Here is a 15,546-nt window from a genome sequence, read left to right as displayed (position 1 = left end):
GCGTGCATTCATTCCTCAAGAGCTCGGCATTTGCTAAAATTGCAAAGCCAGATGCCACGCGTCTATACGCCAAATTATCAAAGATCATCGGTCCCGAAGGACCTGCTTACACGCTGCTGGACGTGTCTCGCACTCAAGCTTTCGCCTGCCGTAGTGTGCGAGAGAAAAACACAAAAGTTTCGTGTACTTCTCTCGAATACCCCGTTTTTTTCAGGGCTTTCGAGTTTAGCAAAGTTTCTTTCCTTTGCAACTCGCTTCTTTTTTTTGTTTTCGCGACTCGTTCGAGTTTTGAAAACAGTGGAGACGATCGGGATCGAACCGACAACCCCCGGCTTGCAAAGCCGGTGCTCTCCCAATTGAGCTACGTCCCCGTGTGGAGAATCATCGATAAACTTTTGATTCTCCGAGTGGGGGTATCAAGATTCGAACTTGAGACCTCAGCTTTATCAGAGCTGCGCTCTAACCAACTGAGCTATACCCCCGGTCGTCAGTGTGGAGGGCGGATATTAGTGGCGGCGAAATTGAACTTCAAGCGTTCAGTGTTGGAAATTTTGGCGTTCACGAAAAGTTTTTGCGAGCAGATGTGTCGCTGGCGATTGAAAAGGTTTGCGGGGCAATGGTTAGCGATCAATTTCGTTGTAGTTCTGGGCATTTCTGTGTGGACTCTTGTCCGTCGCTGGTCGAGTAACTTCGCCTGGTTACTATACAAAAGTATCCCGTTGATGACCTTTCGGCAATCAACGGGATATTCATGGTCAGCAATCACGGTGGATCTTAGTAGACGCCCACCGTAGTTGACTTGGCGTACTCGTGGAATGGTCGCGTTCCGCTGATTCCATCCCAAGGGTATTTGGTGTGTGGGAGTTCTCGTTCTCCTTCATCCCGTTCCATGAAGCCTGGGACGAAGAGTTCCTCTGTCAGGGTGTAAAGTTTGACTCGCCCTGTTTCTCCATAACCGACCGTTTGTGAATAGTCGTCAAATTTCACGACTTCAATTGCGGCTCGGGGTTGTGGTGCGTAGTAAGTGATTTTGTAGTCGTCTGCAGGATCGAATGGCTTTCCGCAAGCGAGTCCCATCAAAGTGTTTCCGTAAGTCGGAGTGATGTAGACTTCGTCCCCGAGTAGTTCTTCTTTGCAAAAGCGGAACCATTGAGGGGTGAATTCTGTTCCCCCGGCAAAAATCCCTTTGATTCCAATCTCTGCAATGCTCGAGCCTTCATCCATCAGACGTAAGGCGAGTGCTTCGAGGAGTTTCGGTGTGGCGAACATACATTTAATGTCATGACCGGCGGTCAAGATGGTGTATGCCTGATCAATGACGTGGGCTGCGTACGCCTTTGCTCCTTCGGTATCTCCCTTTTTCAGGAGTTTCACGACCCAACGGGGATCGAGGTCGACGCAGAAGCAGATCCCCCCACGGAATTGGCAAAGGTGCTCGACGGCAAGCCGGAGTCGGCGCGGGCCGCTGGGGCCCAACATCAGCCAGTTTGACCCGCGTGGGAAGGATTCGTCAGGCAGGGTTTTTGAAAACTCTTCGTAGTCGATCCAATGGTCGTTCACCACACAGCGGGATTTTGGGATACCGGTCGTCCCTCCGGTTTCGAAGGTGTATCGGTAGGAGTCCTTCCATTTTTGTGGGAGGAACTTTGTTACTGGGCCGCCGCGCAGCCATTCATCTTCAAAGAGTGGGAACTTCTTCAGGTCGTCAAAGCAGTTGACGTCTTTGAGTGGATCGAAGTTATAGGTTTTCGCCTGTTCCAGCCAGAATGGGGCTCCGAGTTCAGGGTGGAAGTGCAATTGCACAATCTTGACCGTCTGCTCGTCTAATTTCTTACGTGCGTCGGCAATAAGAGTGTCGAGGTTCTCGCTCACGACGTCGACCTTTCGTCCAGTTTCCAGCGGTGTGGGATTCGGGGAAGTTCTTGATTCGAGTGTGTCTGGCGTCAGGCCGAGGCACCCTGTGCTCTCATGAGTCTCTTGTTATGTTCTGATCATACGAACTGACGCTCGTATTGCAAAATCAATGATGTTGGTCCGTTATGGCGGTTGTTTAATTGAGGTTGAGGGGGCTGGCAGATGGAAGCCGTTTCCGTCAGATGAAAACGGATGTTGTGTCACTGTCATGATTGGTCTGAATTGAATCTGTTTGTTCGGAGTCAAGCACCTTGTCGCGACGAAGGTGATCTGCAAAATGGCATCAGGAAACCGAGCGCTGATTGCGTGGTTTCGCGTGACTCAGGTGGTTCAGACGAAGTCGTTTTGAAAGGAGGCGGAATGGTCGTCTTGTTGAAGCGGGGATTTTCATGATACGTCAGCCACGAATTCGCTTTCTGGGTGCGGCATTTCTTTTCTTTTGCGGCCAGTTGCTGGCAGATCCAATTATGACCAAGCGCGTTGAGCACACTGATGACTACTTCGGGACAAAGGTTTCCGATCCGTATCGGTGGCTGGAAGATGATGTTCGAGTGAATCCTGAAGTTGCCAAATGGGTTTCCGAGCAGAATCAACTGACGAACTCGTTTCTTGAGCAGATTCCTCAACGTGCCCGCATCAAAGAACGACTGACACAATTGTGGAACTTTGAGAAGTATGGAACCCCGATCAAAGAAGGGGGGCGCATCTACTTCTTCAAGAACGATGGATTGCAGAATCAATATGTGCTTTACGTTCAGGAAAGTCTTGATTCAGAACCACAGGTGTTGATCGACCCGAACACCTGGTCTGAAGATGGAACTGTTGCACTTGCCGGGCAGCAATTCAGCGATGATGGTCGCTATGTCGCCTACGCCGTTCAGGAAGCGGGCTCAGACTGGAAAGTCTGGCGGGTGATGGAGATTGCGACTCGTCGTTTATTGGAAGATGAGATTCGCTGGATCAAGTTTAACAGCCCGACATGGACTCCGGATGGCCGCGGGTTCTTCTATGCTCGATTTCCTGAGCCGCAGGCAGGCGCAGAGTTCCAGAATCTGAATGTGAATCAGGCGGTGTACTATCACCAGATTGGAACTTCGCAGTCGGAAGATCTCCTTGTCTTCCATCGCCCGGACTTCCCTGAGTGGGGCTATCACTGTTCTGTCACGGAAGATGGCCGCTTTCTGATCCTGACTGTGCATGTCGGGACCGACAATCGGTATCGCATCTTCTTTAAGGATCTTTCAGAGCCGTATGGACAGTCCCGAGTTTTGATCGGCGACTTCAAGAATGAGTATTCATTCGTCGGGAGCAATGGTTCGGTCTTTTATTTCCAGACGGATCTCGACGCACCTCGCAAACGGTTGATTTCGATCGACGTCAAGAAGTTGCCAGTACAGATTGAACAGGGCAAAGCGGGTGAGGTTTCGTCGCCCGTTCCATATCAGGAGATCATTCCGCAACAGGCAGAGACGATGACGAGCGTTTCCCTTGTCGGAAACCTGTTCTTCGTCGAATCGCTGAAAGACGCCAAGACTCAGGTTGCTCTTTATCAAGAAAATGGACAGTTCCTGCGAAATATCGCGTTTCCTGGGATTGGCTCTGCCCACGGATTCTCAGGGAAGCGATCCGACAGCGAAACCTTTTATTCGTTTTCGAGCTTCGACACTCCCCCCAGTATTTACCAGTACAACCTGTTTACTGGCGAGAGCAAGCTGATTCGCCAGGCCAAGGTTGACTTCGATCCGAAGCAGTACGAGGTCAAACAGGTCTTCGTGACGAGTAAAGATGGCACAAAGATCCCGATGTTTATTGCTCATAAAGTCGGGCTGAAACTGGATGGAACGAACCCGACCTTGCTGTATGGGTATGGGGGATTCAGTATTTCCTTGTCGCCATCGTTCTCGATCAGTCGCCTGGCGTGGATGGAAATGGGAGGCGTGTTTGCTCTCGCGAACTTACGCGGCGGAGGAGAGTACGGAGAAGAATGGCACAAAGCGGGAACCAAGCTGAATAAGCAGAACGTATTCGATGATTTCATTTCTGCTGCTGAATGGTTGATCGACCAGAAATATACGCAACCCAAAAAGCTGGCGATTCAGGGGGGGAGCAACGGGGGCCTGCTTGTTGGGGCCTGTGAAACTCAGCGTCCGGAACTGTTTGGTGCGTGCCTGCCATCTGTTGGTGTGATGGACATGCTGCGGTTTCAGAAGTTTACCGCAGGTCGCTATTGGGTGGACGACTATGGTTCATCTGATAACGAGGAAGAATTCAAGGCGTTGCTGAAATACTCTCCATATCACAACGCGAAGTCTGGCGTTTGCTATCCACCAACAATGGTCATGACAGCAGACACGGATGATCGAGTAGTCCCGGGGCACAGTTTCAAGTTTGCGGCGGCAATGCAGCATGCTCAGGGATGTGACAATCCGATTCTCATTCGGATTGAAACTCGCGCAGGTCATGGAGCCGGAACACCGACTTCCAAGCTGATCGATGAAATCACTGATCAGTGGTCGTTTCTTGTCAAAACCCTGGGAGTTGACCTGAAATAGGATTCTGGTCGCGAAGCGAAATTGCTTGCGGCGAATGTGAACTGCATTGCAAAGTCACGCAGTTTTGAGAGTCACGCCGGATAAACAGCAGAGGGGACTCAAGCCTGGCCTGAGTCCCCTCTGTGCGTTTCAGATTGTTTTCCAGCCTCGATTCAAACGTCGTTCTGATGATGAACTGATGAGTGAATCAACAGACTGCGGTTGTTCTATCTGTTTTAGAACGGATAGGAGTTGCCGTTGATCGTGACCGAGGTTCCGTTGGTCTGGGCAGTTGACAGGCCAATGAAGTCGTAGATCCAAGGAGTGTTGGTTGGTGGGAAGACAGTGTTGTTTCCACCTTGCAATGTGATGATCCCTCGGGTGTCGACGAAGTGGTAACCGCGTTCAACAAAGGTGACAGTTGAGTTGAACAGTGGATTCAGCTCGATCAGGTTGCCGTTCAGGCGGACCACTGTGTCTCCGTTGGTTCCAAAGATTCGAGAGAATCGAACCCCGGTTCCTGCATAACCACCCCCTGTGAACTGGATCAGGTTGTTGGTCATTTCAATTGTGTTGCCGGATGACAGGAATGTCAGGTCAACACCAGTGGAGCCGAGTCCAGAGAAGAGCATCCCTGTGTTGTTGATGAAGTCCCCGTTCTCGTCCCTGAGCCCGTTGTTGCGAAGAGCGATGATTGATGACCCTGTGAAGAGGCCAGTCACGCCGGTTGCTCCTGCACCAATGGCACTGATGGAGTTGTTCTCGACGAGGAAGTCCCCGTTTCCGTCAACCAGCAGTTCGATTGCCGTTTGACCTGCTCCACCGGCCAGAGAAAAGACGTTGTTGCGGATTGTTCCGTTTGCTTGACCTCGCCAGTCGACCGCCAGAGCAGATGCCCCTGAAGAACGGTTCATCGAGACGCTGTCTGTTGACGTTACATCTCCAGGAATTCCGTTGTTCTCGAAGAACAGGTCCAGAGTTGTGCCGGATGGCATCGTGCTGTCAGCGACGATGTAGATCATGTTCGCACCGCCAGCAGATGCTGTCAGGCTGTCTGTGAAGTTGTTGCCGCGAATGTCGACGGTGTATGAACCCGTTGTCAAAGGTGTGAAGACGCGGTATTCGACCTGTTCACGACCAAGTGTTGCACCGTTGTTGGTCAGGTTGGAATCTGACAGCAGGAAGGAACGAATATCCTGCATGTAAATCGCTTCACCGCCTGATGCATTGATTGACAGGTTGGACAGGCTGACGAATGAGTTGTCCTGAGCCATGTTAAAGGCTTGGACACCTCGAACGTTGCCGTTGAAGTTCATATTCCGCAGATCGACGGTCTGTTCAGGTGCTGTGAACATGTCAGCAGCGTTCAGGACATTGCGGAAGTGAGCTCCTGCCTGAGTCATGTTACTGATTGTTCCACCGTCACCGTTGACCGATCCATTCCCCAGTACGGTGAACGATCCATAGCTGTTCTCAACAAAGATACCGTAGTCAGATCCCGATGCTGTGACAGACCCCAGTGTGACCGAATGGTTCTGTGGAACTGGTCGAGCGGCGTTGGAATCAACTGTGATTGCCCGGGCTCCAGCGCTGCTGATCGAGCCACCTGAGATCGACACAAGTGTGTTGTCTCGTAACAGAACGCCCTGAGCAGCAGTTGATTGAACGTTGACCGTTCCGAGGCTGATACCAGCAGTGTTTCCATTGTTCAGAGCACGGACACCGAATGACCCGGCTCCGGTCTGGTTGACAACGTTGATTGTTGAGAACCCGACTGATCCTGAAGTCCGTGTCAGACCTGCGTTGTTGGTTTGAATATCAACAGCGATTGCGTTGCTGTTGTTCTGGTTGTTGATGGTCGTGGTTCCGGTAAATCGAGCTTCACCAGCGTAGTCAAAGAGTCGAATCCCCGCTCCTTGAGTTCCTGTTGATCCAGAGACACCACGACCGTTGATCGCGAGGTCACCCATCAGGACACGGAAGTTTTCCTTCTGGACGTTCTCGACGTTGACAGATGTTCCACGAACGTTGTTGATCGTGATGAGCTGTGATGACTGGAACAGACCAAATTGTGTGCTGCCGTCATCCAGGATGTCGGTGATCTGAATCCCGTCGCCGTTGCTGCCGTTGATCGTCACAAGGTTCGAGAAGGACAGTTCGCCAGAGGAGGATGCAAACTTGATCGCAGCGTCAGTTCCAACATACCCGGCTCCCATGGTTCCGATATTCACCGGACCAGAGAACAGAACTTGTGGGTTACGTCCCGCTGCAGAGACCAGGTTCTCGACGAGGATGGCACTTCCCTGACGATTCAGGATGTTGGTGCTTCCGAGAACCGAAACGATTCCGGAACGAGGAAGCCCTGCAACTGGGGTCAGATTGCGAACAACAAAGGCATCGCCAGCACCTGATGACAGATTGTCGATCAGAAGGTTGCCAGCAAAGGTGACACTTCCGTTGAAGTCGCCGATGTAGACGTCTCCTTCTCCGGCGACCAGAGGAGTTGCTCCTCCGATTGAAACGTCACCAAAGGAGATGTTTGCTGTCGATGGCTGTGTCACCATCCCGACGATTCGCAGACCTGCTCCACCTGGGCCATCTTCAATCAGAACACGACTCATGTCGATGCTGCCTGCAGTGTCAATCAATTGAACTGCATAGCCGTGTGCCCCGAAGGTGTTTGCGGTGTTGTCGAAATGGTTGTTAGCACCGGTGAATGTGATGTTTGCATTTCCACGTTGAACATGGAACATGTCGAATTCGACGTTATCGATCCGAACATCGTTCAGGATCATTGTGCCTGAGATGTCTTCCAGGTGAATCCCGTCTCCACCTGACACGTTCGAAATCGTGACAGTGTCGATGGTGTTCGCAAGGCCACCGCCTCCAAAGGTACGGCCGATCGCTTCGATCCCGTGTCCGCCTGTAATGTTGTCGATGTTGAATCCGGCGAAACGGATATTGTTTGCGGCCAGAGTGACTGCCGAACCTCCAACGACGTTCTCAATCAATGGAGTGTCGAACGCACCTGGTGTCACCGTCGGCAGCAGCACATTGTCAGACAATCCTGCGACTGGAACGCCAATCGTCGGGTTCATCTGTTCCCCGATGACCTGCAATCCGTCTCTGTTAATTGTGATTGGAGTGTTGAAGACGCTGTTACCGTGGACGAAGACAATGTCAGCTGGTGTTCCGACACTTGCTGCGTTGATCGCAGTTTGAAGATCGCCGAATGGATCGGAGACGGTTCCTGAAGTTCCCCCCGGGTTGTCGGAGTTCACCTGATAGACGAGGTATGGATTTCCGGTGTTCGGGTTGATGGCAGTTTCAGGGTCATCCAGGAAGCTTCCTTCAAATGCGACGACTGTTCGGTTTCTGCGAACCCAGTCTGCAAGTCTGTTGTATTGGGAATGCCCGACACGAGGACGGCTTCCGAGATTCCCCCAGTAGTTGATGTCGACACCGAAGACGACGTTTGTCTTGAATGTCCGGTCGTGGGTCACTTCGAGGAACATGTGTGACAGACGTTCGACAAGATCGACGTCCATACGGGCACGCCATCCCCAGACGTCGTCCAGAGAATCGTCTTCGACGTTGTAGTGATAGAAGCCTGCACTGGCTTCCATGTTCAACTTCTGTGCCAGTTCACCGGGAACTGGCACTGTGAACAAGGCGTCGAAGCCTCTCATTGCAGTTGCAGTGAAGATTCGTCTCTGGAATGCCAGGTAGGATCCCTGAGTGACATCACCTGGGGCCATGTCGGCAAGCGGGCGATCGATGAATCGCTGAGATCCCGGCTCGAACCGTTGATCAACAACCTTGAAGGTTTCGCCGTATGGCACATACCAGTTTGTTCGGAAGTCGAAGAACTCAGTCAGAATTTCGCCTGAGATCCCCCATTGCTCAAAGGATGGACCGCGGGTTGCGTCCGCGTCGTACCAGCCAGAGACCCCGATAATGGAATCGATGCGTGGGAAGTAACGACGGACCCCGGAGCCGAGACTTCCGGATGCCTTTCCGTTATTTCCAATTCCCAGTCGGCCTTCGCTGAAGAGAACCCAGTTTTCATGGAAGATGTAAGGGGAAATATCGAAGTACGAGATGGACTGTTCTCGTCCAATCGTGGACCCGGCTTCGTGTCCTGCTCGCCCTTTGATTCCGAATCCACCAACGACTGGCGGTTCTTCAATGGCGTTTGTGTACCCGTTGGGAGGTGTTCCGTATTGGAAGTTCGGATTACCAGCGACTCCGGAGTACTCGTTGTATGGCAGCGTGTACTGGATGTTCGATGAGCCTTCCGCTTCAATCGGCATGTCTTGTGCCGAGACGCGTTGAGCGCTCACCATGCCTGATGCGGCCACGAGACCGGCGAGACACCAGTTCACAATTCGTCGGGACCAGCGTGTCCCTGTTGTTTGCTGATTGACGTTCATTGTCAGTTCTGCCTGGGGAAGATCGGGCATCGTGTTTGCACAAACGGCTGGTTGCGAAATCGGGGCCACCTGACGCAAGCGTGAAGACGGTGCCTTATTGTGAGTGGCCATGCGATTTCCGGTTGAGTCAAACGATTGGGGGCAAGCATTCCCATTTGCCGTGTTCGATTCATCAGCGAACGGGAGACGGAGTGTCACCGCCACATCCTTTGCAGGGATGTGGGTCCAAACGTCGCCATGTGGGCGCACTTCTTTCGAATGCGATTTCGAGTGATTGGAATTCATTGTCGAAACTGCGAGAAGGATTTGGATCGGTGGTCAAGCCGACATGTCGTCATGGCAACGTGCCCGGATTGGGAACGCTTTCATGAGACGTGGATGGGAATTGGGGAAACTCTCTCTCGAACGTATTTGGGATGGGGTCTGGTTCTCACAGTGACGGGTCGGTCAGGAAGTGAGTCTCAGTGGGGTGTTGCCACGTGCCTGCATTGCACAGGTTCGAAGCGAACAATTCATTGCTCAAGTTCAACGGGGATCTGAGTCGCGTGGAAGTCGCCCATTGTTCAGTCACGAGTGTGAACTGGATGAACAAGAGGTGACTCCTTCGCCTCAGACTGGTTGCACTTTGAGGGAGAGTTCATTGGACCGTAATGAAAGCTGCATCTAGCGCGAATAGCGAGTCTCAGCCGCTTTTCTAGAAAAAACACGTTTCAACGTCTGGAAATGCAATTGATTCTTATGCGTTTCTGGTTTTGTAAAGTGTGTGGTGTAAAAGGGATATGTGTTCTTGTGTTGTGCCGCAACACCCCCCGACCACCTGCAATCCAGATTGTTTCCAAGCCAGCGCAAATTCGGCGTAAACTGCCGGATTTTCACCTGATGTTGCTTCCCAAACTCCATTGGCCAATAGTCTTCCGGTGTTCGCGTAAGCTCCCAGTGGAATGGAACCCTGTAGGTCGATGACAGGGGCCAGGGTGGAAAGAATTTCATCTGCAGGGATACAGTTCACCAGAAAGCAGACTGGTTCAAACGCAGCAAGTTGCTGATACGCTTCGACAAGCGATTCGCCTGAGAAAACCTGCCCATCTCGGGTGCAGGTGAAACTGACCGCAAACGGGATCCCTGTTGATTGTGCAGCCTTCGCTGCAATCAGCGCTTCCCGGATTGTGACCTGTGTTTCAATCAGAATCAGGTCGACGCCTGATTGTCGCAGGTTTTCTGCCATTCGCTGATGTTCTTCGATCAACTGCGGGATCTCAGGCGTCAGAGCAGGGGTGTAACAGTCTTCTAACGGGGCGACACTCGCGGCGACGAATGCATTCCCTGCCGCCGCTTCCTGAGCGATTTCAACTGCTCTGCACGTCAGCTCTGTTGCTAGATGAGCCTGCCCCAGCGATTCCAGATTCCGTGCATGGGTGCGGAACGTGTTAGCCGTCACGATCTCGGCTCCTGCCTGCACATAATCACGATGGATCTGACTGAGGATCTCTGGCTGGTCGAGAATGACACCTGCCGTCCAAGAGGGAACATTGAGGTCGACTCCGCGTCGAGCCAACTCTGTGCCTGTCGCGCCGTCGAGAATGACGGGAAGTTCGCCAGCGAGGCGTTCCTGAAGCGTGATCCCCATGTGTCTCTCTCCTTCTTTGAGAGAGTGCAGTGTACTGCTCAGCGATGTGGTTGTGTTCTCACTCTGGAACCGTGTTGAGAAATGGCATCGTTCGGGGGCGTGTAGAGGCGTTGTCGCGACGGCAGTGTGTAAGGTGTTCAGGTTGAATGATTTTTGGAGAACGGGAGATACCAGATTTTCACGAATTTGTTGTTTGTGTCGCGAAAAGGAAACGTGGGCCTGTCTGGTCTGATTCAGCTTGAAGCGAGATGTTAAAAGAATTTAACAGGTGCGCAATTGCTGATTCTGTCTTGAGTTGCTGCGTTGCTTTGTCTGTCTGATTGATATTCCTGTGTGGGCCTGTCACGAGTTTGGTACACGCCGTGCGATGAGTGTGATTATCAAGAGTCACCCCAAATCGATGAGAGATCCCATGAACGCTTACCTGAACGCCCTGCTCAACGACGAAGCTGGTTTCATTGTTTCTGCTGAACTGGTTCTGATCTCCACCATCGCTGTCCTAGGGCTGGTTGTTGGGCTGGGCGAAGTCGCCTTCAATGTGAACAACGAACTCGAAGACGTCGGTTCTGCCTTCTCCTCACTGGATCAAGGCTTCTACCTGCAAACCACAAGTGGTCACAAAGGCCGGATGAACGGCAGCTTCTTCAAAGACCACCTCGACTTCTGTGCTGAAGAATGTGACATCAAGTAACGAATCTGTTTGGCCTCTCGTTCATCGCGAGCCATATGGCAAATATTAAAATGCAAAAAGCCGCTCGAAATTCGAGCGGCTTTTGCGTTAGTCGCATGGGGCGGGGGGAGGGCCCTACTATGCGACGCGTTCTTCTCTGCGGTTTGAACCTGGGCCCCCACGTGGTGGGTAGCCGTATTCACGAAGCTTGCCGGACAGGGTTCGAATTCCGATCTTCAGAGCCTTGGCAGTCAGTTCGCGGTTGCCGCCGAATCGGTTGAATGTTGCTTCGATCAGTTTGCGTTCCATTTCACGCAAGGTCAGACCTGGCAGTTCGGTCGATTCATCATTCTGTTCGAGCCACGGCTCAATTTCATTGCCAGTGATGACGGGATCATTGGTCAATGAGCAGCAACGTGCGATGACGTTTTCCAGTTCGCGAGCGTTTCCTGGCCACTCATATGTCATCAGGCGGGACAATGCTTCGTCTGACAGACGACGAATCGGCTGGCCTTCTTTCACTGAGCACTGCTGCAGGAAGTGTTCTGCCAGAACAGGCAGATCGTCCATTCGCTGACGCAGTGGTTTCACAACGATGACTGTTCTTTCCAGAACTCGCAGCAGTTGTGTTGAGAACTTGTCCTGCATGCAAAGTTCACGCAGGTTAGCCGATGTTGTGGCAATGATGCGTGCTCGCAATGGAACGTAGTTTCCAGCGTGAGGGAACGCATTGTTCAGAATGATTTCTGCCAACTGGTGTTGCTGGCCGACAGTGAGGGCTTCGATTTCTTCGAAGACCAGTGTCCCTGCAGCTGCTGCACCGAAACGACCTTCGTTGTTCTGATCGCCGAGCAGTTCGCGTTCAATGACGGAGCTGGTCAGCAGGCTGCAACGAATCGTCAAAAGTGGTTGACCTGGACCGCTTCGGGTGAGGTGAATTGCTCGGGCAACTTCACTCTTTCCTGAGCCTTGTTCCCCACAGACCAGAACTGGTTGTTCGTGATCCGCTGCGGCGTGAATCTGTGATCGCAGTTCACGAGTCGCGTCACTGATTCCGATCAACCCGTCGAACATCCGTCCTTCGAGCTTCTGACGGAGTTGAGTGTTCTCGTTGATCAACTGTGCTCGGGCAACGCAGGAGAACAGCGCTCGTCCAATCCGTTCTGGTGTGAGCGGTGGATCGAGGACATCGCATGATGCACTGCGAGGTGGAGTCATTCGCTGGCCAATGGATGGCAACAGGATGAACTGAGTTGGCTTCTCTGCTCTGCGGACTTCCGCATCCAGAGTTTCAATTTCAGCTGCTGACTCTGGTTCATCGATGACTGCAGCGGCGATCATGTCGTTTAACAGAATCGCTCGCAGGTCCTGAATCGATCCAACCGAAACGCAGTCATATCCTGCACGTCGAATCGCCAGTTCCAGGTGCTGTCGTGACGCCTCGCTTTTCGCACAGGCGACGACCTTTCCATTAGGCCGAATCGTGGCTGGTGGTGTTACGGACATGAGATTCCTGCCGAAGGCCCAGACGTACAGAATCCGATCGCAATGGTCTTGAGAGGGGACCATTCACGGACACCGCAAGCATGAGCAAGGGGTGATTGAGACGAGGATGTGAAGTGAGGAAGTTGTGTCAGAAATGTTTCAGAGGTGAGTGGCGGGGTGATATCTCCATCGGCAGAAAAGTGTCAACACGGCTTCGTATGATTTTCAAAAAAGTTCCATGAGGCTTGGTAAAAGATTCAAGAATTGGCACTTCGCTGCCGGCGTCGGGCCACCATGAAAAGAGGCTCTGAGAAGACTGAACTTCTCAGAGCCTAAGCACTTTTGACGAATCTTGATGACCAGTTGTCACCTCAGGTCAATGAGCCTGCCGGATGTCGACCGTTCGACCTGGACCCTGTCCAATGATGTCTCCACGGACAATGACGACGTGTTCTCCTGTTCGAATGAGCCCTTGAGACTTTGCCCAGTTGATCGCCTCTTGAACGGCATTCGGATTGTTCTCGCAATCCGATGAAACCAGAGAGGTAATCCCCCAGCAAAGATTCAATGCTCTGGCCGTTTGCTCTTTTGGTGTCACAGCGAGAATCGTCGCACTCGGGCGTCGATTGCTGATGGCCAGTGCCGTTCGACCTGTAATTGTCAGAGTGACAATCAATGGGGCAGAGACGACCTCGCCTGCAACACACGCGGCGTCGACCATCGCTCGCGTGATCGGCTGGATCAGACCTGAGAGTGGTGCCGCACTCTGACCGACGAGCAGATGCTGGTGTTCATCCAGAAACCCTTCAGCTTCTTCGCAAATCCTCCGCATCGTGTCGACGGTCTGAATCGGATAGTTCCCGATGGCGCTTTCCCCGGAAAGCATCACGGCATCTGTTCCATCAACGACGGCATTGAAGACATCGCTCGCCTCTGCACGCGTTGGCCGATTGGAATGCTCCATGCTGTTGAGCATCTGTGTGGCGGTGATCACAGGACGGTGCAGGGCATTGCACAAAGAGATGATCTCCTTCTGGATTGCAGGAACACGCCAGACATCCATTTCAACACCAAGATCACCGCGAGCGACCATCACTGCATCTGTTGCAGCGACAATTGCTTCAAGGTTCGCTACAGCCTGTGGCTTTTCTATTTTGACAACAATGCGTGGGGTGCAGCCTCGATCTGCTAATTCTTTGCGAAGGTGATGAATATCTTCCGCAGTCCGGACAAATGAAAGACAGACAAACTCAATGTTGTCTTTATGTTGCGCCGTCCAGTTCAGGTCCTCTTGGTCCTTCTCCGTTAGTGATGGAACCTTGAGTTGAGAGCCCGGCAAGTTGATCCCCTGACGGGATCGCAATCGACCGGGTAACGTCACCCTGAGTCTTGCCATGTCCGGTAATGTGGCAATGACTTCCATCGCCACGGTTCCGTCGGCAAACAAGATGTTCTCACCCACCTGTAGATCGTTGGGGAGGTCTGTGTATGTACAGGTCAGCTCAGTTGGATCTTCTCCCGTTGTCTGAGTGACTAGTGTGAATTCACGGTCAAGCGGGCACTCGACAAGATCCCCTGGGATTGGTCCGAGTCGAAACTTCGGCCCACAGAGATCCTGCATGATGGCGACATGTTGACCTTCTGCCTGACTCGCTTTGCGGATTTCAGCAATGACTGCGGAATGTCCTTCGTGAGTTCCGTGGGAAAAGTTCAGTCGAAAGACATCGACACCTGTTCGAATGAGTTGCCTGAGGACTTCCTGAGAGGACGATGCAGGCCCGACGGTGGCGATGATTTTGGTTCGAGAGGAACGGACCACGGTAGCTGGATCAATATTCACGAGAGAATCTCACAATCTTGATAATCAGAGCTTGATAACCAGTGTTGGCAGTTTTCCAGTGGAGAAACAAGGACACGTTTCGGAGAGAACATGTCATGCCGAACCTGGGAATAAGTAGAGCAACCAGAAATGCACTCGCGAGTAGAATTCTACGACGCAAGAACTGGATTTGACCTTGTCAAATGACGGCGAAATGGCCACCCGAAAGACGGGTCCAGTCTAATGCAATTCCGCTCGTTCAGCGGGCGATTGCCTATAGTATTCGCAGAAAATTGCGTAAAGAGTCGGGTGGAAATGTCGCATCGGTCGCGGCGATTCAAAGAAGGATTCTGTCGTGACCGCAAAGAATTCGGCGGGACTCGTCGCTCCATAGCAATCGAGAAAGGTTGGAGCTCCGATTCGACAGGATTGAGCCAGCTGTTCAAATTCTGAACTGATGACATCCTGCCAGCGAATCAGTTGCTCTTCCGTGTTCATCGGAGGAGTGCCATCGACTCCACGCCCATTGAGCATGTCGAGTTGATGCGCAAACTCATGGAGCACAACATTTCGTCCCGGCGATTGTTGTGCGGTCACTTGTCGAATGTCGGACCAGGAGAGGACGACCGGCCCACGATACCAGGCTTCCCCGATGCGTGCCTGAGTGCCTTCCAGAACCAACCCTTTTCCAACAACTGTCGTTTCCTTACCGACGAAGGTGGTTGGGTAGATCAGTATCGAGAGGACGTTCTCGAAATGTTCGTCATAGTCCAGATTGATCACAAGCAGGCTGGCATAGGCCGCAATGATCACTTTCATCAAGTCTTGCAACTGAAGACCGTTGCAGCCTTCCCAGTTCTTCTCTGCGACAAACACCTGCGTCAGTTGCTGCAACCGAGTTCGTTCTTCCGGAGTCAGATTTCGATACTGCCAGATTGCCTGCGATAACAACCGATCCCACTCGACAGGAAAAGGCTCTGTCAGAATTCGTTTTCTTCGTCGAGATTTCAACCAGTTGAAGATCATGTGAAGATTTCAACGTTAACGGGATTCAAGGAATCGGAGAA

At 52.2% G+C, this 15,546-nt stretch carries 8 protein-coding genes and 2 tRNA genes; 2 read left to right on the top strand and 8 right to left on the bottom strand.

Annotation, left to right across the window (positions count from 1 at the left end; genetic code table 11):
- Nucleotides 1-298: 298 nt before the first annotated feature.
- From SH527x_RS11555 to SH527x_RS11545, 3 genes are all read right to left on the bottom strand, one after another.
- Nucleotides 299-371: transfer RNA gene (locus SH527x_RS11555), tRNA-Ala, on the bottom strand.
- 37 nt (nt 372-408) lie between these two features.
- Nucleotides 409-482, bottom strand: a tRNA-Ile gene (locus tag SH527x_RS11550).
- A gap of 292 nt (nt 483-774) precedes the next feature.
- Nucleotides 775-1,872, bottom strand: coding sequence for a hypothetical protein (locus tag SH527x_RS11545; protein ID WP_437190831.1), 1,098 nt, complete (start codon nt 1,870-1,872; stop codon nt 775-777).
- 509 nt (nt 1,873-2,381) lie between these two features.
- On the opposite strand from SH527x_RS11545, the gene SH527x_RS11540 reads away from it, so the two are divergent.
- Nucleotides 2,382-4,466: a prolyl oligopeptidase family serine peptidase gene (locus SH527x_RS11540; protein WP_437194620.1), complete on the top strand. Its 2,085-nt coding sequence runs from the start codon at nt 2,382-2,384 to the stop codon at nt 4,464-4,466.
- 215 nt (nt 4,467-4,681) lie between these two features.
- Here SH527x_RS11540 and SH527x_RS11535 read toward each other — a convergent pair whose 3' ends face one another.
- The gene (locus SH527x_RS11535; protein ID WP_437190830.1) at nt 4,682-8,989 is read right to left on the bottom strand and encodes an inverse autotransporter beta domain-containing protein; all 4,308 of its coding nucleotides are present in this window, start codon (nt 8,987-8,989) and stop codon (nt 4,682-4,684) included.
- A gap of 625 nt (nt 8,990-9,614) precedes the next feature.
- Nucleotides 9,615-10,505: a homocysteine S-methyltransferase family protein gene (locus SH527x_RS11530; protein WP_437190829.1), complete on the bottom strand. Its 891-nt coding sequence runs from the start codon at nt 10,503-10,505 to the stop codon at nt 9,615-9,617.
- 412 nt (nt 10,506-10,917) lie between these two features.
- Here SH527x_RS11530 and SH527x_RS11525 point away from each other — a divergent pair, with 412 nt between their 5' ends.
- On the top strand, nt 10,918-11,196 hold the full coding sequence (locus tag SH527x_RS11525) for a branched-chain amino acid aminotransferase (RefSeq protein ID WP_437190828.1): 279 nt from the start codon (nt 10,918-10,920) through the stop codon (nt 11,194-11,196).
- Nucleotides 11,197-11,313: 117 nt separating this feature from the next.
- Here SH527x_RS11525 and SH527x_RS11520 read toward each other — a convergent pair whose 3' ends face one another.
- The 3 genes from SH527x_RS11520 to SH527x_RS11510 all read right to left on the bottom strand — a co-directional run bounded on the left by SH527x_RS11520 (nt 11,314) and on the right by SH527x_RS11510 (nt 15,505).
- Nucleotides 11,314-12,681, bottom strand: a complete 1,368-nt coding sequence (locus SH527x_RS11520) for a sigma-54-dependent transcriptional regulator (protein ID WP_437190827.1) — start codon at nt 12,679-12,681, stop codon at nt 11,314-11,316.
- 355 nt (nt 12,682-13,036) lie between these two features.
- Nucleotides 13,037-14,500 (bottom strand): pyruvate kinase, encoded by a 1,464-nt coding sequence (gene pyk / locus SH527x_RS11515; RefSeq protein ID WP_437190826.1) that lies wholly within the window; start codon nt 14,498-14,500, stop codon nt 13,037-13,039.
- Nucleotides 14,501-14,719: 219 nt separating this feature from the next.
- Nucleotides 14,720-15,505 carry a zinc-dependent peptidase gene (locus tag SH527x_RS11510; protein WP_437190825.1) on the bottom strand — a complete coding sequence of 262 codons (786 nt, stop codon included), beginning with the start codon at nt 15,503-15,505 and terminating at the stop codon, nt 14,720-14,722.
- Nucleotides 15,506-15,546 lie beyond the last annotated feature (41 nt).

This window comes from Planctomicrobium limosum, assembly GCF_051465645.1.
In the GTDB taxonomy this organism is placed as follows: Bacteria; Planctomycetota; Planctomycetia; order Planctomycetales; family Planctomycetaceae; genus Planctomicrobium.
The sequence above is the reverse complement of the archived record's forward strand: the minus strand, read 5'-3'. Positions and strand labels throughout refer to the sequence as shown.

Excerpts from the sequence above, each read along its gene's own strand:
- SH527x_RS11530 (WP_437190829.1), bottom strand. The coding sequence starts at position 10,505 with ATGGGGATCACGCTTCAGGAACGCCTCGCTGGCGAACTTCCCGTCATT.
- SH527x_RS11520 (WP_437190827.1), bottom strand. The coding sequence starts at position 12,681 with ATGTCCGTAACACCACCAGCCACGATTCGGCCTAATGGAAAGGTCGTC.
- SH527x_RS11540 (WP_437194620.1), top strand. The coding sequence starts at position 2,382 with ATGACCAAGCGCGTTGAGCACACTGATGACTACTTCGGGACAAAGGTT.
- SH527x_RS11510 (WP_437190825.1), bottom strand. The coding sequence starts at position 15,505 with ATGATCTTCAACTGGTTGAAATCTCGACGAAGAAAACGAATTCTGACA.
- SH527x_RS11535 (WP_437190830.1), bottom strand. The coding sequence starts at position 8,989 with ATGGCCACTCACAATAAGGCACCGTCTTCACGCTTGCGTCAGGTGGCC.
- SH527x_RS11525 (WP_437190828.1), top strand. The coding sequence starts at position 10,918 with ATGAACGCTTACCTGAACGCCCTGCTCAACGACGAAGCTGGTTTCATT.